Source organism: Priestia sp. ST2 (assembly GCF_055810735.1).
This window is the reverse complement of the sequence record NZ_JBVVNT010000004.1, coordinates 344730-363731: the sequence shown is the minus strand read 5'-3', so window position 1 is coordinate 363731 and position 19002 is coordinate 344730. Positions and strand designations below refer to the sequence as shown.

The following is a 19002-nucleotide window of genomic DNA, read 5'->3' as shown; positions in this document are numbered from 1 at the left end:
TGTCCCACTCCCTATACGGTAAAAAAAACTTAAATGGTTACGTCTTCTTTTTTAGCAAACATGATATCAATTACTTGTTTAATATGTGCATCCCTTAAAGAATAAAAAGCTAACTTTCCTTCTTTGCGATAATTGGCAATTCCTATATTACGCAGCAGTCTTAAGTGATGAGAAGCAGTCGCAACTGTAGAGCCTACAATATTGGCTACGTCACATACACATAATTCCTCGCCTTTATACAGAGCCAAGACAATTTTAAGCCTCGTTTCATCTCCTAACGCTTTGAACAGGGCAGAAACCCCTTGAACAGCTTCGGCATCGATGGCAGGCTTAATACGATTTACTTTTTCTTCATTAAAACAATAAATATCACAGCGGTCTTTTGGCATGATTTCCTCCTTCATTCAAACATTCAAATGATTGTTTGTTTATAATATATGTCAATTTTTAAAAATGTTCAAACATTTATTGAGTATTCGGAATTTTTTTCTGAGCAAAACATAAATATAGGAAGAATAAATATGGAAAGTATGCCTATTAGTGTATGTACTCTGTACTAAATGGTGCGGGCGAAAAGAGAATGACTTTACATGCAGAACAAAACAAAAAGCCACCCCTATAGGTAGCCTTTTAATGATTTTAAAAATGATAGAAATAATGAAATATAGCTTAGACTTTGTTTACTTAATTAGCGTTTTAATCGGTTAAATAATAAATCTGCTGCATTATTTAACACCTTGTCCGACTCTTTTAATCGTTTGTCCGAGTTTTCTAAATAGGATTGAGCAGATAATACAACATCTAACGGATCCTTGACATTCTTCTTTTCGGTACATACTAAATGCCCTACACCATTTTTCCAATGAATCGTGCATTTAAAATTCACAAATGTATCATCGGTCGTTCTCAAACGCAAATGCCTGATGATGGGGTTAGATGAGGAGTGCTGTGACAGCATCCACATTGCTTGTTTCCGATCGTCTTTATGAATAATGCTCCACAGACTGGAGACTGAAGAAAAATAAGAATGTGCTTGACTAGAAAAATGAAGGATTTCACCTTCTTGATTTAATTGAAAGTAAGGAACGGGGATCCATTTAAGTATGTTACTTTCCATCATGCACCTCTCCCAACTTAAGTAATCCCTTTTACCATATCACAATTACCTAATATTTGTATGATTTTTATTATTTTCCCCATGCTTTTCCCCGTTTTAAGCTGTAAAAGCTAAAGAATTATTCAGTTTAAAACACTTGAAAAAAAGAACATATGTTCGATAAACTAAAAATTAAAGGAGCGAATTCTATGCGACAGCTACTTCAAGAAAGCTACTCTTCAAAACGACCTGTTGAAATTATTTATATGGACGATAAAGGGTGTTTGACACAGCGATTTATTATTGTGTATAAAATTTATCCTCAGAGCGTAAAAGCTTGGTGCTTACTAAGGAACGAGAAGCGAACGTTTAAAATAGAGAATATCCTTTCATGCGGATTCAGCAATAAAAGGAAAAGCAGTTTTAGGCAGAAAGCTCACTCAATTTAAGAGGGGCTTTTTCATATCATTTCCTCTTATGGCGTGTGAGTTATTTTCATACACTATATCCACCAGAAAGGGGAATGAACATGACATTAAACCAAGGAAATAAAACTAAACACATCGCTAAAGGAAGAACGGAAAAAGATGATATGACAATGCAGGGTGAGAAAAAACAGCATGAAGCACAAAGTACCTCTTTGTCTCATAATAATTGTCGGGCAAACCTTGACGGAGATTAATCTAAAAAAGGAAAGCTTTCGTTTCCGAAGCTTTCCTTTTTGGTGTATATCGCATTTTTAAGTTAACTCGTATTTTTCTGAGCCAATCATAATATAGTCTCTCCTTCGATATATGAATTTTACGGATTTCTCATAAACGTCATACGAGTAATTTTCTAAAACATTGTTTTTTTGATTAATATATTGCATAAAAACGCTTTGGAAATAACCGTCCTCCACAAAAAGTTCACCGGTTTTGCACAGCTTTTCATGTGCTTCTTCCAGCCATTTTGCAATCTGGCTGTCGCTGTTAGTAAATGTAAGGATGTGTGTATAGTGATCTGATAAATCTGTCATATCCTCTTTATCCTGGTCAAAATAAAACACTTTTTCTTTTTTTGACTGCAGCCTTTGTTTATGCAAAGTGATATTTTTTAACAGTTCTTTTTCAACGTCTTCTTCGGGACTTATATAGATGGGGCATGTGCCTGCTACCTCACCTTGATCTGTAAATAATACAACATAGTACAAATCAAACATCATATCTCTCCCTTCACGTGTTCATACTATCCTATCTCGCATCCTTCATTTTTAGAATCATTTTTCTGACGTTTGTGCAACATTGGTTCTAATGTATTACTCATAAGCGAACCTCAGTTTTAACTGGAAAGAAAAGGGGAAGTGAAAATAAAAATTCTGCGTTTCTTCATTATAATAAGAAAAAACGATCTGTTTACTAGTATTTAAATCTTTCGAAAAATCAAAATAAATAATGATTGATTTCGTCACTTTATTGTGGTTTCATAATAAAGTGTAAAAAGACCATTTTTCTTACAGAGAGAAATGAGATAGAGTGCTTCTGTGTTGATTCTTTCTTTTGAATATAGTATACATACAGGGGTATAGAAATTAATTGGGAGGAAAACATGGCGATACTATATATGAGCATAGGTATTTTACTTTTATTAATTTGTTACAGTTTTTATAAACGCTATGTGCCGGTGCAGGGAATAAAGAAAGTGACGACCGTCGACTGTGCTTCTACAACAATTTCGTATGTAGATGTTCGTCATTTTCATGAAATGAAACAAAACCCCTGTCAAAAAGCAATCCATATTCCGCTTCCTTATTTAGAGAGACAGCATGAGGAAATTCCATATAAAGAAGTGGTCGTAATTGTTCCTGACAGCATTTCCCGAAATTTAAGCATTCGGCAGCTCAAAAAACATGGGTATCAGGTCAAGGGATACATGTGTGCGGAAAGATGTGTGTAATAAAAAGAACAGCAAATGACCCTTTATAGGGTTTCCTTTTGGAAAGCTGTGATATATAAGCTGAAAGATACCTGTGTTAAAACGGGTATCTTTTTTTGTTATGAAGATGAGAAGGGGGGCAGAGATCGGTTTCTTTTGGTTCAACAGCTACTGAGTCTTTTAGCGTATTTTTATGACAAAAGGTTTGAAAAATCCCTTTTGTGGTAAAAAAAAACGTAGTTCTCCTAGTGCATAGACAGAGGTTTAATAGGAAGTTATAATTTAGGCAATTACATAAAAGGGGAGTAAGCTAAGGAAGGTGAATAGATGTGCGAAAGATAAAGCGGTTGCTATTTCTGTTCATTTGTATAGCGGTTGTAATTGTTGCGTATGAGATGATTCGATATCCAATTGAAAACAATGCTGCAAGTGTGCAGCAGCATTTGCGAAATTGGGAGCATAAAGAAAGTATTGATGGTTCTGCAAAGATTACGCTGCAAGATTTTAAACGGGTTGATCACTCTAATACATACATAGCCTTATTCTCCATACCTGGTGATAAAGAAGGAATGGCCGTATTGAAGCAAGGATGGAACAAACGCCTGCGTATTGAAGTCAGTACTAAAATGAGCAATTTAGTGGATTATGATGATATCCATACAAATAAAGGGACATATGCGCTGTTTACAGGAACAAATAGAAGTAAACAAATTGAGCGAGTAAAGGCGGCTTTGGTGCACGATACATATACAATTGATGCTGCGGTCCCAAAAAGTGATTATTTTGTGCTGTATGAAAAAATACCGAGTCATATTAAACATCCGTTTCCAGCAACGACAACGCTGCTGGATAAAGCAGGGGATGATATCACGGTTAAAGAATTTATGGATCAAGAGCTGCGTGAATAACACGCAGCTTTTTTCTATAAAAAAAAGCTTTTTAAAAAAATTCACGTTTTGTTCATATTTTCGAAAGAAAGAATTTTAAGCAAAAAAAACAAATATTTGCTATAAAGTAAAGGGGAATTAACGGGCAAAATAAGTTTCATACAGGGCGTCACATTTTCTTTGAAAATTTGTCACAAAATATTCAATTATGTCGATGTGTATTGATATATCAATGTTGAAGCAAACATACAAAGCTAATTTTGCAGTTATTCCTAAAGAAATAGTTAAGAAATGGGAGCTGAATCCTTTTATTTACATTTATTCATACCAAATTATGTGATAGAATATCGCAAGGTTGAAGCACTCTAACCCCATTGGTACAGTCACTATATTAGAATATTTTTAATATAAAAAAATAAAGCAAAAGGGACGAAAAAAATGTCATTTTGTATTACAATAGTAGTGGCCTACAAATAAGGGGGAAGAGAGTCTGTATAAAAATGTCGTTATCTAGCGAAAGATAGCGCATTTTGAATGTTCATCAATATAGGCTTCGCATCATGTGTTGTTAGAAAGGAGAGTTTTAAGTGAAACCAAAAAAAGGATTTTGGAAGCTAGTAGGTTTACTATCTGCGCTTTCACTAGTATTTTTGAGCGGTTGTTCAAAGCTTGCTGTATTGAACCCGCAAGGTCCTGTTGCAAAAACGCAATCTGATTTAATCATTTGGTCTATGTGGATGATGTTGATCGTGGTTGTTGTCGTATTTGCTATTTTTATATTTGTTCTTGTCAAATATCGTGAAAAACCTGAAAACATGGACTATGAGCCACCTGAGCAAGAAGGTAACTTAAAGATGGAGGTTATTTGGACAGCATTCCCAATCATCATCTTAATTCTATTAGCAGTGCCAACTGTTAAAGCGATCTATTCTGCAGAAGAAGTACCGGCAGAATCAAAGGATAAAGATCCAATCGTGATTCACGTTACATCTGCAAACTGGAAATGGATTTTCAGTTATCCGGAACAAAATATCGAGACGGTTAACTACGTAAACATTCCAGCGGATACGCCAGTGAAATTTGAGTTAACAGCTCAAGGGCCTATGAACTCATTCTGGGTACCAGAACTTGGCGGACAAAAATATTCGATGAACAACATGTCAATGCCATTATACTTAGAAGCTGATAAGCCTGGTTCTTATATGGGACGTAGTGCTAACTTCTCTGGTGAACATTTCACTCAAATGCAGTTCGAAGTTCAAGCTCAAACGGACAAAGACTTTAAAGAGTGGGTTAGTGACGTAAAAGGTACAGCTGGTAAATTGACTGAAAAGAAATATGATCAAATCCTAAGCCCAGGCGTTGTTGGTCGTCAAACTTACAACGGTACACATTTAAAATGGATTGACCATGCAAAAGATGTATACATTCCTGGCAAAGAGCTAGAACGTGGTACAGGACATGATCACAGCAAGATGAAAGAAGACGAAAAAACGAGTAATGAAGAAATGGAAAACATGGATCACTCAAATCATGAATAACATTCATTTATTACACTAAATAACGTAATGATTGGGGGAAGACATAATGAAGCTAGATGAATTTTTCGTCACTGGCGAACCTATGATTTACGCTGCTGATGCAGCAATCGCTATGACGGTCATCGGTATCGTTTTTGTCTTAACATATTTCAAGAAATGGAAATGGTTATGGACAGAATGGTTAACAACAGTTGACCATAAAAGACTCGGTGTCATGTACATCCTTTCAGCTGTATTAATGCTTTTCCGCGGCGGAATTGATGGAATCATGATGCGTATGCAGCTTGCATTCCCGGGTATGAACATTTTAGATGAACATCACTACAACGGAGTCTTCACGGCTCACGGTGTTATCATGATCTTATTCATGGCAATGCCATTTATTATCGGACTAATGAACGTAATCGTTCCATTACAAATTGGTGCGCGTGACGTAGCATATCCGTTCTTAAACGCAATTAGTTTCTGGACATTCTTTATGGGAGCAATGCTATTTAACCTTTCTTTCGTAATCGGAGGAGCTCCTGATGCAGGTTGGACAAGTTACTTCCCGCTTGCAGGTAAAGAATTCAGTGAAGGTATCGGAAATAACTTCTATGCCGTTTCACTACAGATTGCTGGTGCTGGTACATTAATGACTGGTATCAACTTCTTTGTAACAATCTTAAAAATGCGTGCCCCTGGCATGACAATGATGAAAATGCCAATGTTTACTTGGTCAATCTTCATCACATCAATTATTATTATTTTCGCGTTCCCTGTATTAACAGTAGCGCTTGCACTTATGACACTTGACCGTGTATTCGGAACAGCCTTCTTTACAATGGCTAACGGCGGTCTTCCAATGATGTGGGCTAACTTATTCTGGATTTGGGGTCACCCTGAAGTATATATCGTTATTTTACCGGTATTCGGTGTCTTCTCAGAAGTTATCAGTACACATTCTCGTAAGAACTTATTCGGTTATAAAGCAATGGTTGTATCAATGGTCGGTATCGCATTCTTAAGTTACCTTGTATGGGTGCATCACTTCTTTACAATGGGTAACTCACCGTCAGTTAACTCGTTCTTCTCAATTACAACGATGTTAATCGCCGTACCAACCGGAGTTAAAATCTTTAACTGGCTCTTTACAATGTATAAAGGCCGTATCAAATTTACGACTGCGATGCTTTGGTCATTAGCGTTTATTCCAAACTTCGTAATCGGTGGGGTAACAGGGGTTATGCTTGCGATGGCATCAGCCGATTATCAATATCATAACAGTTACTTCCTAATCGCTCACTTCCACTATGTATTAATCTCTGGTACAGTGTTTGGCTGTTTCGCAGGTTTATACTTCTGGTATCCAAAGATTTTCGGCCACACGTTGAACGAAAAATTAGGGAAAATTTCATTCTGGATTTTTGTTGTTGGATTTAACGTATGTTTCTTCCCACAATTCTTCCTAGGTTTAGACGGTATGACTCGTCGTATGCAAACTTATGCAGACAACCTTGGCTGGAACGGATTAAACTTAGTTTCAACAATCGGTGCATTCTTAATGGGTCTTGGCTTCTTCGTATTAGTAGTTAACTTATTATACAGTGCATGGAAAAACAAACGCGACACTGCAAACGATCCTTGGGATGGTCGTACACTTGAGTGGTGGACTAAATCACCAGTTCAAGCTTACAACTTTGCAGTAATTCCTCATGTGAAAGAAATGGATGCATTTTGGCACATGAAAAAACGTAATGAAACAGAAATTAAAGCAGAAGACTTAAAACCAATTCACTTACCAAGCAACTCTGGTGTGCCGTTTATCTCAGGTATTTTCTGGTTTATCGGTGGATTTGGCTTAGTATTTGAATGGATTCCAATGGCAATCGTTGGATTAGCAGGTATTTTTGCTTGTATGCTTGCTCGTTCATTTGATTATGATCCAGGCTTCTATGTAAAAGTAGATGAAATCAAGAAGGTTGAAGGAATTACAGGGGGTGACAAATAATGGCAGGACATTTAGATAAATCATTGCCGTTAGAATACCAAGAAGAACAAAGTCGCCTGAATATCCTTGGATTCTGGATTTTCTTAGGTGCCGAGATCGCGTTGTTCTCTACGCTGTTCGTAACGTACTTAACGTACCATACGCGTACAGCGGGTGGCCCTACTGCAGAAGAACTGTTCGTTGTTAAAGATTTTATGATCGAAACGCTGTTACTACTATTCAGTAGTTTCACGATGGGAATTGCCATCTTTAAAATGCGTAATAATGATTTAAAAGGACTTTTAGTTTGGTTCGTGATTACGCTTGTCCTTGGTGGAGGATTCCTTTTCTACGAAATTCGTGAGTTTTACATGTACGCAGTTCACGAAGGTGCAACAATGCAAACAAGTGCCTTCTTATCAGGGTTCTTTACACTACTTGGAACGCACGGTCTTCACGTAACAGTCGGTGTATTCTGGGCAATCAGTATTATTATTCAATTAGTAAGACGAGGATTAACACCAGTTACTGCTCGTAAAGTATTTATTATCGGTTTATACTGGCATTTCCTTGATGTTGTATGGATCTTCATCTTCACGCTTGTATACTTGAACGGATTGGTGGGATAAGACATGGAAAATAAACAAGGCCAAAAAGCAGGTTTTCCGCTTAGTCATGTATTTGGGCTTATCCTTTCACTAGCCTTAACATTCGCAGCGCTTGGTTTAGTAGTGCTAGCTGATCTATCAAGAAGCATTACGATGACTCTTATCATGATCCTAGCGTTATTACAAGCAGCAATGCAGCTAGTAATGTTCATGCACATGACTGAAAGTGAAAATGGTAAAGTACAGGTTGCAAATATTCTTTACAGTTTCTTTATTGCACTTTGTATCGTTGTTGGTACACTGTGGATTCTTGCAGCTCACTTTAACCATTAAAAATAAAACCACTTACTTCGGTAAGTGGTTTATTTTTTTTCATTCAGTTTATATTTCAACGTTTGATATTCTCCCGTGGGAACTTTTTTTACTACTTTTCCTTTATCATCTCTATAAACATTTACTTGTTCGTACACTTCAATTCGGTATCCGCCTTTTTTTTCTGTTTTAACATGAACTTCTTTGACCGACATGTTTAATTGTTCCGCCTCGTCTTCATCTGCAGAGGTTTCAACAGCTCCTCCATCAAGTGAAAGGTGAGATAAGCTGTTAAACGACTGCTGGGAATTGTTATCAACATAGCTTGTCACGACTAAAATGCCGGCAAAAAACAATACTAAAAAAAGCGTCCGGACTTTCATCTTCATCTTAAAACACCCCCGTAAACTGACAAACCAGCACGACTGCACCTAATATCCAAACGTAAATTGCAAATGTTTTTAATGAATGATGCTTTAAATAATTGATCATCCATTTTACCGCTACATAACCAAATAAAGCAGATGAAAGGGTGGCGACGAATAAAAAGAAAACGGAAAGCTGCTCGACTTCACCTGTGACTACATCTTTTAACTGAAGTAACACCGCTCCGCAAATGGCGGGAGTCGACAATAAAAATGAAAAGTAAGCGGCTGTTTCACGGTCTAATTTTCGCATTAACGCAGCTACCATGGTTAAACCAGATCGAGATACAGCAGGGAATATCGCAGCTGCTTGAAACGAGCCGATAAAAAAGGCATCTCCGTATGAAATATGGTCCATTTTTTTATAGCCATTTTTTACGGAATCACCAAACCATAACAGCAGTCCTGTCGCAAGAAATTCCCAGCCGATCGTTAAGCCAGATTTAGAAATACTGTCAAAATAGTCTTTGAACAAAAGACCGATCGCAACTGCAGGGATCGTTCCTATCACTAAAAGCCCTGTAAGCTTGCTAAAGGGATGACGAATAATATGCCATAGCTCACGCTTATAAAAGACAAATACAGCAAGCAGAGTGCCCATATGCAGCATCGTATCTAGATACAATCCTGCATCGTCTAAGCCAAATAAGTGGCGCCCTAAATACAAATGTCCCGTGCTGCTTATCGGTAAAAACTCTGTAAGCCCTTGAATGATTCCCAAAATAAATGCTTCAAACCACGACATCTTATCACCTCATACAGCGTGTCCTTATTAGTAGTGTATAAAGGAAGTTCTGAGAACATGACAAAAACATGGAAGTATAGGCATTCATTTAGTGAAATAAATACATAAAAATAGGTCATAGTATAAGAAGAGACGACCATTCTTATCTCCATCTCATCCACAATGAATGGAAAGAGGTGCTAAAAATGATACGAAAATGGGTGGCTGTATGCGTCGTATTCGCTGCTTTTATTTTTCCGCAGGCAGTAAGTGCTGAACAGCCAAAAGTAGAGATATTTCAAATTGAAACGGGCAGAGTCGTTCGTTCAACGCTCAAACCTCCAAATGTTCAAAAAGAAGCTGAAAAAAGTATTGCGTCCATTACTGGTTTATATAAAAAGGCAAGTCCGCTTCCTAAAAAAGGCTATCTTGTTAAAGTACCTCTTGATCCAGCCGTAAAAATTGAAAATAGTGCGGTCAACACGCTGGCAAGTGAAGTTATTTTTGTTCTTGAGCCGAATCAAAAGCCAATCATGATGGTATTTGACAATGAAAATAGAACCTATTTTTTTGAATTCACTCATGATTTAACTCTTCTCAGAAAAGCATTACAGCTATAAGTCATCGAAATGATGGCTTTTTTTTACATAGACAGTTGACAGTTTATTATGATAAATGTAATATATTTAGAAAAGTCAGAAATAATAAGGGGGAGAATTATGTGATAGCTCTACGACCGTTCTCCAAAAAAGACTTTAAACAGCTAATGGATTGGATTCCCTCCGAGTCATTTATGGTGCAATGGAGCGGCTCTAGCTTTTCTTTTCCGCTGACTCCTAGACAGTTAAAACACTACATTCGATATGCTAATGAAGATGGTGCTTCTACCTATGCTTTTTCCGTCATAGATGAAAATGAACAGCTTATTGGGCATATTTCTCTTGCTCATATTGATTATTATCATAAAACAGGAAGAATTGGCCGAGTGCTGCTTGGTGAAAAGTATAGAGGAAAAGGGCTTTGCTCGCACATGTTTGAAAAAGTGTTAGCTTTCGGTTTTGAAGAACTGGGTCTTCACCGAATTTCGCTCGGCGTCTTTGATTTTAACGAGCGGGCGATTCAGTCCTATGAACGAATTGGCTTTACACGCGAAGGCCTTCTTCGAGATGTCCGGCTTGTAGATGGACAGTACTGGAGCTTAATTGAAATGAGTATGTTAGAAAGTGAATGGGCACAGCGTGATGTGCATCAAAAATCAAGCTAAAATCTACTAGTGAAAAGCCAGCTTCTCAACAAGCAGGCTTTTTTGACGTATGCTTAAATTTCTCTAAAAAGGTATAAATTTTCATTCATTAAGGCATATAGAGAGTAAGTGACGTGTAAAGGAGACCGTATGAATGAAAAAATACAAAATAGGGATCTTAGCGGCATGTATTTTGCTTTTAGGAACCGCTGGATTTGGAATTGCCTATCAACAGCAAACATCTGCTAAAGAGCAGCCTCACTCGTTTAATGTACTAGTTATGGGCGTAGATGAAAGGCCAGGAGATACAGGCCGCTCAGATGTATTAATGGTGGTCAACTTAGATACGAGCCACAATAAAGCAAAAGTTATGCCGATCCCTAGAGATACGCGCGTGCACATTGATGGAAAAGGAACGGATGAGAAAATTAATCATGCTTATCGATACGGAGGCATTCCTTTAACCGTGCGCACGGTTGAGAACTTCTTAGATGTCGATGTCGATTATTATGTGAAAGTAAATATGGAAGGCTTTAAAGATGTAGTAGATGAACTTGGCGGAGTATACGTTAAGAACCCGTTTCCTTTTGTGTTTGATTCATTTATCTTTCCTGAAGGAGAAAATGCGTTGAACGGCGAAAAAGCTCTTGCCTATGTGCGGATGAGACACGAAGATCCAAAAGGAGATTTAGGTAGAAATAATCGCCAGCGCCAAGTAGTGGAAGCTCTATTAGATAAAGGAATGAACATGTCAACGGTGAAAAACATTCCAAGTCTCCTCACGCTTGTAAAGAAGCATATTCGAACGAATATTGATGTCAGCGATGCATTTACGATGTATAACGTTATTAAGAAGGGCCGGCCTGATTTCGAAACGGTAACCGTAAAAGGAGAAGGACAAATGGTAGATGGTACATGGTATTATGTTGTCAAACCATCTGAAAAAAAACAGCTGAGCGCTATGTTTCAACAAACTCATTAATAAGAAAGAGGACTGAAGAAATTCAGCCCTCTTTTTATTCACCAATTTCTTCTTGACGCTGCAAGCAGGAAATTTGTTTTTTCTCTGGATGGACACCAAATGTATAGCCCCACGTTTGCAATTTATCTAGAATGATTTCGTCTTTTTTAAAGCCAAAGATCATCACTACATCTTGGTTTTCATCTAAAAGCAAATACTTTTCATCTTTGCGCCACATCGTTAAGTTTGACGCATAGAAAAGATTCCAGCCGTTATTCATGCGATGACCGGTTGCTTGGTTTTTATAGTTGACAATCATATTTCTTCCTCCATTAGTGAATCTTTCTAAAAGTAAAACTTCAAAGAATATTATAAACGTTCTATTCCTAGAAATCTATTATTTATCCTGTTGAGGGGAAATCGCCGTGATGTTTATAAAATACATGTGATAAAAGATTTAGTATATAGGGATATATTTGGATAAAACGAGAATTAATAAGTAAGAAAACGGAGAAAAGAAGGGTCTAAAAGCGTATATAATTGAAAAAATTATAAGTTATCTAGCTTTAAAGACTTAAAAACACGCTTTTCAGACCATGGATATGCTTTTTCAAATTTCTACCTACAAGAAAGAAGGCAGAGGCGCGAAATGTGTAGGTGAATCTAAATGAGTTTACGGTAAACATGAGGCCCCAAAACGTGGTACACGCTAGAAAAGGGGGAAATTCAACGATGTCAAAAAAAGCGCTATGGATTAAAAATGCTTCGCAAGTTGTAACGGCCAAAGAAAATAAAGGTCCTTTAGCTGGAAAAGAAATGAGAAACTTAACGGTGATTGAAAATGGCTCAGTCTGGATAGAAGGAGATCAAATTGTGACCGTAGGTACAACAAAAGAGCTAGAACAAAAATATGAAAGGGAAAGAAATGACGCAACGATTATTGATGCTTCTCATAAAATTGTGACTCCGGGTCTGATTGATCCCCATACACACGCTGTGTACGCTGGCTCGCGTGAAGAAGAATTTTATAGGCGGTTTGAAAGGCCAACTTCTTACTTGGATTTATTAGAAGAAGGTGGAGGTATTCACTCCACTGTTGTTCAAACACAGGAAGAGTATGCGTACCGGATTTATCAGCAGAGCTATGAGCGTCTTACGTCTTTTCTAGCTCACGGAGTCACAACTATAGAAGTGAAAAGCGGGTATGGCTTAGAACTAGAAACAGAACTAAAGCAGCTGCAAATCGCTAAAATGCTGAATGATACGCACGCAGTTGATGTAGTAAGTACCTTTTTAGGCGCACACGTCGTACCTCTTGTATATAAAAAAGATACGCAGAAATACGTCAATTTACTTATTCACGAAATGATTCCTCAAATTTCTTCTTATAAGCTTGCAGCATTTAATGATGCTGTATGTCTTCCAAATGCTTTTTCATTCAAACAATGTCAAGAAATACTAGAAGCCGGGAAAAGCCATGGCATGCTTCCTAAAATACATGCCGACCCCTTTGAATACTGCAGAGGAGCGGAGCTCGCAGCAGAGGTAGGAGCGATATCAGCAGATTATCTTTTGTATGCTTCTGATGAAGGATTAAAGAAACTGGCTGAAAAACGGATCGTAGCGACACTTTTACCGGGGAATTCCTTATTTGTTGGAATGAAATGGCCAGATGCTAGAAAAATGATCGATTTAGGCGTTCCGGTTACTCTTTCTACAGACTGCAATCCAGGTTCATCTCCAACGACTTCACAGCAATTTGTGATGAACCTGGCATGTATGAATATGAACATGAGTCCTGAAGAAGTGCTTGTAGCCACAACTATTAACGCAGCTCATGCTATTAATCAAGGAGATAAGATTGGGAGTATTGAAGCCGGAAAACAGGCTGACTTAGCGATTTTTAATGTCTCTAGTTATCGAACCCTTCAATATCAGTATGGCTTAAATCATATTGACTGTGTAGTAAAAAAAGGAGAAGTAGTTGTAGAAAACGGAAAAGTTTTGTAAAAGAAGTTTATAGAAAAAGAGAAAAGGGTAAAGAATAGAGAATTTGTCACACATGCAAAGGCAGGGAATTTAGATATGATTACAAAACAAAATGTTATTCCATTACTAAAAGAAGCTTGCCCATCTTTTGAGCCAAGCGAAGAAGTGGACCTCAACGATAAAGACGAGCTGCAGCATGAATTAAGCCGTGTTGCGGGTCATTTAATCTCTCTTGAATATAACGGCCAGCTCCAGCGTGAACCGGACGTATTTGAAGCGATTGAACAGCTGTATATAGAAGGTGAAGCTGATGTGAAAGAAGCTGTTACAACGGGACTCTTTCAAGCAATGCATGAAATGATTATAGATCAGCAAATTAGCCCAGAAGAAATTGGAATGCTATTAAAACCTCACTCACTGAAGTGGTGGAAAACGATTGACCATTTTAGCGAAAACAGTGGTGAACAGTAAGGAAAAAGAACGTCATGGAAACATGATGTCCGTGACGTTCTTTTCTTTTACTGTTCTTTTTTCAGCTGTCTCTCTAAAATAAAAGGGCCGAACGGAATAACCGACATAAGAAACGCAAATAAAGAGCGGCCGATTGACCATTTATGCGCGAATTTTACATGAACGACTGCAAGAGCGTACAGCACAAAAAGTGCACCGTGTGCTGCGCCTACAACTGATACAGCTTCTGGTATGCCTGCTGCATATTTTAGCGGCATAGCAATGCCAAGCAGCAGTAAAAATGAAATTCCTTCTAAAATTCCTACTAAACGCAGGCGACCGATTGGTGATGTAAGAACCATGTTTTCTCCTCCCGTAACGACGGAATAAATTTCTGTATCAATGACAAAAATGTACCATAGCGAGCTCTTCATATACAAGCATCATTTGTATCTGTCACAAAAAAGTCGAAAACGCTTTAATTTGCTCTATAGAAGTGTTTTGTTTAAAAAACTGACATACTCTTGTGATGCAAGGGATAAAAGAGCACACTACGTGTTGACAAGTTATTTTAATTATTTTATATGTATAGTATCGAAAACGTATGAGAGGATTTTTTACCATGACAAACCGAAAACAGCAGAGAGAGAAAATTTTAGATGCTGCTTTTGAAGTGTTCGGATCCAAAGGCTACTATGAAGCAAAAATGATTGATATTGCTAAACTAGCGGGTGTATCTAAAGGAACGCTTTACTTGTACTTTTCGTCTAAAGAGTCGCTTTATATCGCTGTGAACAATCGTTCGTTTGATGAGTTTTTGTATCATGCAAAGCGAAGAACGGATGAATGCCAAACGTTTCATGAAAAGCTGTATTCAATTGCGAAGCATCATCTGCTCTTTTTTTACGAAACTAAAAAATATCCCGACTCTTTTTGGCAAGCCCCACACCAAATGCCAGAAATGATGGGTCGTCTTCATCAATTTTTTGAGGATTATCACGGGCTTGTTGCTAAATTGATTGAAGAGCAGAAAATAAAAAATGCTTTTTTACACTCAAAAGCGTTTTGCAGCATGTTAAATGGGTATAGGATGGATATCGTTTCCGATGATGATATAACAGAAGAAGATATCATGAACTATGCGGAGTTCATTGTGAACTTATACATTGAAGGCTGCTACTTTGAGACCTAAAAATGACTCGTCGGTACTGGTTGATAATGGAGGGATATGATGGATACCAGCAGCACAGTGATTAATTTTTCATATTTTCAAGAACAAATCGTTACCAAGGTTAACACAGACAATACCCTGCCGTTTTCTCTTGGATTTAGTAAAGGTGGACTTGTGGCAGAATGTCCATGGAGACTAAAAAACAAACGCAGCATCTTGCTTGGTCAAGCGGACTGGAAATCGCTACATTCTGCCGAGCAGCGTCAGCAAGTCGAAGCGCTGCTGCTTGGCCAGCACATTATTTCTATACAGTGGTATGAAGATATCGGTATACTTCGAATTACATTTTCTAATGGGTATGCGCTAGATATGTTTCACGACAGCTCGTTTTTTGAAGGTTGGGATTTATATGGTCAAGATGGCTTTTCCTTTATCTCGCTTCCAGGGGGAGCGTGTGACCATCAAATTTCAGTTTGTATAGACAGTTCATCAGCACATGAAAGGAGGTGAGTTTTTTTGTGAAAAACTGACCCGTGGGTACTCTAAAATTGTTGAAAAATTAAGACGGGTCTGCAGCTATTAAAGGATGAAGGCTTCTCAAATAACTTAGTTACGTAACGGAGGAAAAAGATGAATTTTTTGACGAGATTTAGTTTGAAAAATGCGGTAGCTGTGTTTATCGTTTCATTTTTACTTATTTTAGCGGGGCTATATTCATTTTCAAAACTAAAAATTGATTTACTGCCGAATATCGAATTTCCGCAGCTGTCCATTGAAGCAACGTATCCGGGGGCTTCTCCTGATGACGTAAATGAAAACGTCACGTCGAAAATCGAAGACCAAGTGAAAGGAATTGAAGGAATTAAAAGCGTACAAAGCGTATCGTATGAAAACGTTGGCATTATTAATTTAGAATTCCCGTTTAATACGGATTTAGATAAAGTTGAACAGCAAATTAACTCGTCGATAAAAGAATTAGATTTACCAGAGTCATCAAATGTAGACGTAAACCGTTTTTCATTTGGTTCATTCCCGATTTTCAACATTTCACTGTTTGCGAAAGATGATGCAAATCTTGAAAAAGTATTAAACGATGAAGTGATTCCTGAATTGAATAAAATTCAAGGTATTAACTCCGTCTCAGTTGGCGGCGTGAAAGAGGACCTTTTACAAATTACGGTCGATAAAGAAAAAGCAGCTCAAGCTGGCTTAACGCTTGATGGGATGAAAGAACAAATTAATCAAAAAGCTGTTTCATTCCCAGCAGGAACATTAAACGGAAAAGAGCTTCAAATTCCAGTGCGAGTAGAAGAAAAAGTTGCGACGATCGATGCATTAAAGAAAATCCAGCTGAAATCTACGATGAATCCTGAAGCAAAGCCTGTGAAGCTTGGCGATATTGCCAAAGTCGAAGCCGTAACAGACCAAGGCGAATATACGCGTTATGACAGCAAAGATGCACTGTCGATGGCCATCACAAAAAAACAAGATGCTAATACGGTTGAAGTGGCGAGCGAAACGATGAAAATTTTGAAAAAATATGACGATCAGTTAGACTACGCAATCGGCTTTGACTCAGCTGACGGCATTGAAAAGTCTGTTGAAACATTAGTACGCGAAGGATTGCTCGGAGCATTATTTGCATCACTTGCCGTGCTGATTTTCTTGCGTAACTTCCGCGCTACGATCATTGCGATTATATCGATTCCATTATCGCTGTTAGTATCAGCTATTTTCTTAAACCAGCTTGATATTTCACTTAACATTATGACACTAGGCGGAATGGCTGTAGCCGTTGGGCGCGTAGTGGATGACAGTATTGTTGTGATTGAAAATATTTTTAGACGCGTTCGCCGTTCAGAAGAAGGCATGAGCAACGAGCTTGTCGAATCGTCCACAAAAGAGATTTTAAAAGCCATTACCTCGTCTACCATTACAACGGTTGTCGTATTCTTGCCAATCGGCTTTGTAGGAGGAATCACAGGAGAGTTCTTCTTGCCGTTTGCCTTAACAGTTGTTTTTTCACTGTTAGCATCTCTTCTTGTAGCGATTACAATCGTGCCGATTTTAGCAAAGTTTGCGTTTAAAAAAGTACCGCCTGAAGAAAAAGAAGGAAGGCTGCAGCGCGGATATGCAAAAGCGATTGCATGGTCGCTTAATCATAAAATCAAAATTTTAATTTTATCCTTTATTTTACTGTTTGGCTCATTTGCGCTTGTTCCTTCACTTGGCTTTACGTTTATTCCAAATGAAGAACAAAAGATGCTTCAGGCCAACGTTCAATTACCAGCATCTACATCACTTGAAAAAACAAACGATGTATCTTTAAAAATTGAAAAGATGTTTGCGGATCAAAATGAAATTTCCGATGTGACTACGGAAGTTGGATCACGCGACTTTTCAACAGGTGTAAAACGCCCGAACCAAGTTGGCTATTTCTTGAACGTAAAAGAAGGCGTGAATGTTGATACGTTTATTGATAAAGTTCAAAAGAAAATGGAAAGCATCACGAAAGAAGAATCACCGAAAGCAACAGTTAATGTACAAGAAGCATCAACAGGAGGGCCTCCTACAAATAATAACGTAACGGTTGATTTATATTCTTCTAATTTAGATGACTTGCAAAAGGCAGCTAAGCAAGTGGAAAACCACTTAAACAAAGACAAACGTCTTAAATATGTAACAAATAACTTCTCAGATAAGCAAAAGCAGCTTGTAGTAGAAGTAGATCCTGATAAAGCTGCAGAGTATGGAGTATCTGGATTTCAGCTGCTTGGTACAATCTCCGACCAAACCAAACCAGTATCTGCTGGAGACTTAAAATTAGATAATACAAAACGAGCGGTTCAGCTTTCATACGATAAAGACCTTAGTTCAGTAAAAGAAATTAAAGATCTTCAAGTATTTACAGAACGAGGACCTGTGTTAGTAAAAGATATTGCTGACGTTCGTACAATTGATACGTTCACTTCTATTCAAAAGCTTGACGGCAAAGTATTTGCGCGAGTGGAAGCAGACATTAAAGGCGATGATGTTCAAGCTGTGACCAAAGATGTTGTAGATGGAGTGAAAAAGTTAGACTTGCCAAAAGATGTGAGCTTGGACGGTGGAGGCGGAAGCGACGAGACAGTGGAAGTCTTCCAATCTCTAGGTCTAGCTATTTTAACAGCAATCGGCCTTGTGTATTTAACGATGCTCGTTACGTTTGGAAAAGCGCGTATTCCATTTATCATTTTATCGTCACTCATTTTTGTGCCAATCGGTTCGTTAGTTGGTCTAGTCCTTGCAAAAGAACCGCTGTCTGTCAGCGTCATGATTGGATTCTTAATGCTGATTGGAATTGTTACAACAAACGCGATTGTGCTTGTAGATCGAATTACCCAAAATCGTGAACAAAAAGGCATGACGATCCGCGAATCCCTTATTGAAGCTGGGAAAACGCGCTTGCGTCCAATTTTAATGACGGCATTTGCTACCATTGCTGCATTAATTCCGCTGGCGCTTACTACATCAAGCGGAACGCTGATTTCAAAAGGCTTAGCTATCACGGTAATCGGAGGGCTTGCGTCATCTACCCTTCTTACCTTAATTATTATTCCAGTGGTATACGAACTCTTCTTCGCAAAGCAAGTGAAAAGAGAAAAACAGCTGGAAAAAGAAACGACATAAGAACTATTTTCTAATAGAGGAAAATATGACCATAGACTATATG

Annotated in this window: 22 protein-coding genes; 15 read left to right on the top strand and 7 right to left on the bottom strand. The window is 37.9% G+C overall.

Going from position 1 to position 19002, the window contains the following annotated elements:
* Positions 1–29: 29 nt before the first annotated feature.
* Together AC0KUU_RS19090 and AC0KUU_RS19085 are read right to left on the bottom strand one after the other, a co-directional pair.
* Positions 30–389: an ArsR/SmtB family transcription factor gene (locus AC0KUU_RS19090; protein WP_013057833.1), complete on the bottom strand. Its 360-nt coding sequence runs from the start codon at positions 387–389 to the stop codon at positions 30–32.
* A 299-nt stretch (positions 390–688) separates the two neighbouring features.
* Positions 689–1117, bottom strand: a complete 429-nt coding sequence (locus AC0KUU_RS19085) for a PAS domain-containing protein (RefSeq protein WP_237074405.1) — start codon at positions 1115–1117, stop codon at positions 689–691.
* A 508-nt stretch (positions 1118–1625) separates the two neighbouring features.
* Between AC0KUU_RS19085 and AC0KUU_RS19080 the strand changes: the two genes are divergently transcribed.
* Positions 1626–1778, top strand: coding sequence for a hypothetical protein (locus tag AC0KUU_RS19080; RefSeq protein ID WP_170960212.1), 153 nt, complete (start codon positions 1626–1628; stop codon positions 1776–1778).
* Between the two features lie 57 nt (positions 1779–1835).
* Here the strand turns inward: AC0KUU_RS19080 and AC0KUU_RS19075 are convergent, their stop codons facing one another.
* Positions 1836–2297: a hypothetical protein gene (locus tag AC0KUU_RS19075; protein ID WP_162215273.1), complete on the bottom strand. Its 462-nt coding sequence runs from the start codon at positions 2295–2297 to the stop codon at positions 1836–1838.
* Positions 2298–2683: 386 nt separating this feature from the next.
* Between AC0KUU_RS19075 and AC0KUU_RS19070 the strand changes: the two genes are divergently transcribed.
* The 6 genes from AC0KUU_RS19070 to qoxD all read left to right on the top strand — a co-directional run bounded on the left by AC0KUU_RS19070 (position 2684) and on the right by qoxD (position 8348).
* On the top strand, positions 2684–3031 hold the full coding sequence (locus AC0KUU_RS19070; protein ID WP_033580561.1) for a rhodanese-like domain-containing protein: 348 nt from the start codon (positions 2684–2686) through the stop codon (positions 3029–3031).
* Positions 3032–3339: 308 nt separating this feature from the next.
* A complete protein-coding gene (locus AC0KUU_RS19065) occupies positions 3340–3918 on the top strand; it encodes a hypothetical protein (RefSeq protein WP_025751110.1) in 579 nt (192 codons plus the stop codon).
* Positions 3919–4484: 566 nt separating this feature from the next.
* Positions 4485–5438 (top strand): cytochrome aa3 quinol oxidase subunit II, encoded by a 954-nt coding sequence (gene qoxA / locus AC0KUU_RS19060; protein WP_013057827.1) that lies wholly within the window; start codon positions 4485–4487, stop codon positions 5436–5438.
* 46 nt (positions 5439–5484) lie between these two features.
* Entirely contained in the window at positions 5485–7428 is a 1944-nt protein-coding gene (qoxB, locus tag AC0KUU_RS19055; protein ID WP_013083896.1) for a cytochrome aa3 quinol oxidase subunit I, read from the top strand.
* The gene (qoxC, locus tag AC0KUU_RS19050; protein ID WP_013057825.1) at positions 7428–8036 is read left to right on the top strand and encodes a cytochrome aa3 quinol oxidase subunit III; all 609 of its coding nucleotides are present in this window, start codon (positions 7428–7430) and stop codon (positions 8034–8036) included. The genes qoxB and qoxC overlap by 1 nt, the downstream gene beginning before the upstream one ends.
* Positions 8037–8039: 3 nt before the next feature.
* On the top strand, positions 8040–8348 hold the full coding sequence (gene qoxD, locus AC0KUU_RS19045) for a cytochrome aa3 quinol oxidase subunit IV (protein WP_013057824.1): 309 nt from the start codon (positions 8040–8042) through the stop codon (positions 8346–8348).
* A 29-nt stretch (positions 8349–8377) separates the two neighbouring features.
* Here the strand turns inward: qoxD and AC0KUU_RS19040 are convergent, their stop codons facing one another.
* A complete protein-coding gene (locus AC0KUU_RS19040) occupies positions 8378–8716 on the bottom strand; it encodes a hypothetical protein (RefSeq protein ID WP_322552235.1) in 339 nt (112 codons plus the stop codon).
* A gap of 1 nt (position 8717) precedes the next feature.
* Positions 8718–9497, bottom strand: a complete 780-nt coding sequence (locus AC0KUU_RS19035) for an undecaprenyl-diphosphate phosphatase (RefSeq protein WP_025751115.1) — start codon at positions 9495–9497, stop codon at positions 8718–8720.
* A gap of 185 nt (positions 9498–9682) precedes the next feature.
* On the opposite strand from AC0KUU_RS19035, the gene AC0KUU_RS19030 reads away from it, so the two are divergent.
* The 3 genes from AC0KUU_RS19030 (at position 9683) to AC0KUU_RS19020 (ending at position 11701) form a co-directional block, all read left to right on the top strand.
* Entirely contained in the window at positions 9683–10096 is a 414-nt protein-coding gene (locus tag AC0KUU_RS19030) for a hypothetical protein (RefSeq protein ID WP_016764790.1), read from the top strand.
* Positions 10097–10197: 101 nt separating this feature from the next.
* Positions 10198–10740, top strand: coding sequence for a GNAT family N-acetyltransferase (locus AC0KUU_RS19025; protein ID WP_013057820.1), 543 nt, complete (start codon positions 10198–10200; stop codon positions 10738–10740).
* 133 nt (positions 10741–10873) lie between these two features.
* Complete coding sequence (locus AC0KUU_RS19020; RefSeq protein ID WP_043981441.1) at positions 10874–11701, top strand: LCP family protein; 828 nt, start codon at positions 10874–10876, stop codon at positions 11699–11701.
* A gap of 34 nt (positions 11702–11735) precedes the next feature.
* Here the strand turns inward: AC0KUU_RS19020 and AC0KUU_RS19015 are convergent, their stop codons facing one another.
* Positions 11736–11999, bottom strand: coding sequence for a hypothetical protein (locus AC0KUU_RS19015; RefSeq protein WP_013057818.1), 264 nt, complete (start codon positions 11997–11999; stop codon positions 11736–11738).
* A 413-nt stretch (positions 12000–12412) separates the two neighbouring features.
* Here AC0KUU_RS19015 and hutI point away from each other — a divergent pair, with 413 nt between their 5' ends.
* Both hutI and AC0KUU_RS19005 read left to right on the top strand, forming a co-directional pair.
* Positions 12413–13690 carry an imidazolonepropionase gene (hutI, locus tag AC0KUU_RS19010; RefSeq protein ID WP_043981442.1) on the top strand — a complete coding sequence of 426 codons (1278 nt, stop codon included), beginning with the start codon at positions 12413–12415 and terminating at the stop codon, positions 13688–13690.
* A 75-nt stretch (positions 13691–13765) separates the two neighbouring features.
* Positions 13766–14140, top strand: coding sequence for a DUF7674 family protein (locus tag AC0KUU_RS19005; RefSeq protein ID WP_013057816.1), 375 nt, complete (start codon positions 13766–13768; stop codon positions 14138–14140).
* Between the two features lie 47 nt (positions 14141–14187).
* On the opposite strand, the gene AC0KUU_RS19000 is transcribed toward AC0KUU_RS19005, so the two are convergent.
* Positions 14188–14481, bottom strand: coding sequence for a DUF3817 domain-containing protein (locus AC0KUU_RS19000; RefSeq protein ID WP_013083888.1), 294 nt, complete (start codon positions 14479–14481; stop codon positions 14188–14190).
* A gap of 260 nt (positions 14482–14741) precedes the next feature.
* Here AC0KUU_RS19000 and AC0KUU_RS18995 point away from each other — a divergent pair, with 260 nt between their 5' ends.
* The 3 genes from AC0KUU_RS18995 (at position 14742) to AC0KUU_RS18985 (ending at position 18959) form a co-directional block, all read left to right on the top strand.
* Positions 14742–15311 (top strand): TetR/AcrR family transcriptional regulator, encoded by a 570-nt coding sequence (locus tag AC0KUU_RS18995; protein ID WP_016764786.1) that lies wholly within the window; start codon positions 14742–14744, stop codon positions 15309–15311.
* A gap of 39 nt (positions 15312–15350) precedes the next feature.
* The gene (locus AC0KUU_RS18990) at positions 15351–15800 is read left to right on the top strand and encodes a DUF6188 family protein (RefSeq protein ID WP_043981443.1); all 450 of its coding nucleotides are present in this window, start codon (positions 15351–15353) and stop codon (positions 15798–15800) included.
* Positions 15801–15920: 120 nt separating this feature from the next.
* A complete protein-coding gene (locus tag AC0KUU_RS18985) occupies positions 15921–18959 on the top strand; it encodes an efflux RND transporter permease subunit (protein WP_322552234.1) in 3039 nt (1012 codons plus the stop codon).
* The last annotated feature ends 43 nt before the right edge of the window (positions 18960–19002 follow it).

What these genes read in the sequence shown, in the direction of transcription:
- AC0KUU_RS19090 (WP_013057833.1), bottom strand. Translation starts at nt 389, where the DNA reads ATGCCAAAAGACCGCTGTGATATTTATTGTTTTAATGAAGAAAAAGTA.
- AC0KUU_RS19085 (WP_237074405.1), bottom strand. Translation starts at nt 1,117, where the DNA reads ATGGAAAGTAACATACTTAAATGGATCCCCGTTCCTTACTTTCAATTA.
- AC0KUU_RS19080 (WP_170960212.1), top strand. Translation starts at nt 1,626, where the DNA reads ATGACATTAAACCAAGGAAATAAAACTAAACACATCGCTAAAGGAAGA.
- AC0KUU_RS19075 (WP_162215273.1), bottom strand. Translation starts at nt 2,297, where the DNA reads ATGTTTGATTTGTACTATGTTGTATTATTTACAGATCAAGGTGAGGTA.
- AC0KUU_RS19070 (WP_033580561.1), top strand. Translation starts at nt 2,684, where the DNA reads ATGGCGATACTATATATGAGCATAGGTATTTTACTTTTATTAATTTGT.
- qoxB (WP_013083896.1), top strand. Translation starts at nt 5,485, where the DNA reads ATGAAGCTAGATGAATTTTTCGTCACTGGCGAACCTATGATTTACGCT.
- qoxC (WP_013057825.1), top strand. Translation starts at nt 7,428, where the DNA reads ATGGCAGGACATTTAGATAAATCATTGCCGTTAGAATACCAAGAAGAA.
- qoxD (WP_013057824.1), top strand. Translation starts at nt 8,040, where the DNA reads ATGGAAAATAAACAAGGCCAAAAAGCAGGTTTTCCGCTTAGTCATGTA.
- AC0KUU_RS19040 (WP_322552235.1), bottom strand. Translation starts at nt 8,716, where the DNA reads ATGAAGATGAAAGTCCGGACGCTTTTTTTAGTATTGTTTTTTGCCGGC.
- AC0KUU_RS19035 (WP_025751115.1), bottom strand. Translation starts at nt 9,497, where the DNA reads ATGTCGTGGTTTGAAGCATTTATTTTGGGAATCATTCAAGGGCTTACA.
- AC0KUU_RS19030 (WP_016764790.1), top strand. Translation starts at nt 9,683, where the DNA reads ATGATACGAAAATGGGTGGCTGTATGCGTCGTATTCGCTGCTTTTATT.
- AC0KUU_RS19020 (WP_043981441.1), top strand. Translation starts at nt 10,874, where the DNA reads ATGAAAAAATACAAAATAGGGATCTTAGCGGCATGTATTTTGCTTTTA.
- AC0KUU_RS19015 (WP_013057818.1), bottom strand. Translation starts at nt 11,999, where the DNA reads ATGATTGTCAACTATAAAAACCAAGCAACCGGTCATCGCATGAATAAC.
- hutI (WP_043981442.1), top strand. Translation starts at nt 12,413, where the DNA reads ATGTCAAAAAAAGCGCTATGGATTAAAAATGCTTCGCAAGTTGTAACG.
- AC0KUU_RS19005 (WP_013057816.1), top strand. Translation starts at nt 13,766, where the DNA reads ATGATTACAAAACAAAATGTTATTCCATTACTAAAAGAAGCTTGCCCA.
- AC0KUU_RS19000 (WP_013083888.1), bottom strand. Translation starts at nt 14,481, where the DNA reads ATGGTTCTTACATCACCAATCGGTCGCCTGCGTTTAGTAGGAATTTTA.
- AC0KUU_RS18995 (WP_016764786.1), top strand. Translation starts at nt 14,742, where the DNA reads ATGACAAACCGAAAACAGCAGAGAGAGAAAATTTTAGATGCTGCTTTT.
- AC0KUU_RS18990 (WP_043981443.1), top strand. Translation starts at nt 15,351, where the DNA reads ATGGATACCAGCAGCACAGTGATTAATTTTTCATATTTTCAAGAACAA.
- AC0KUU_RS18985 (WP_322552234.1), top strand. Translation starts at nt 15,921, where the DNA reads ATGAATTTTTTGACGAGATTTAGTTTGAAAAATGCGGTAGCTGTGTTT.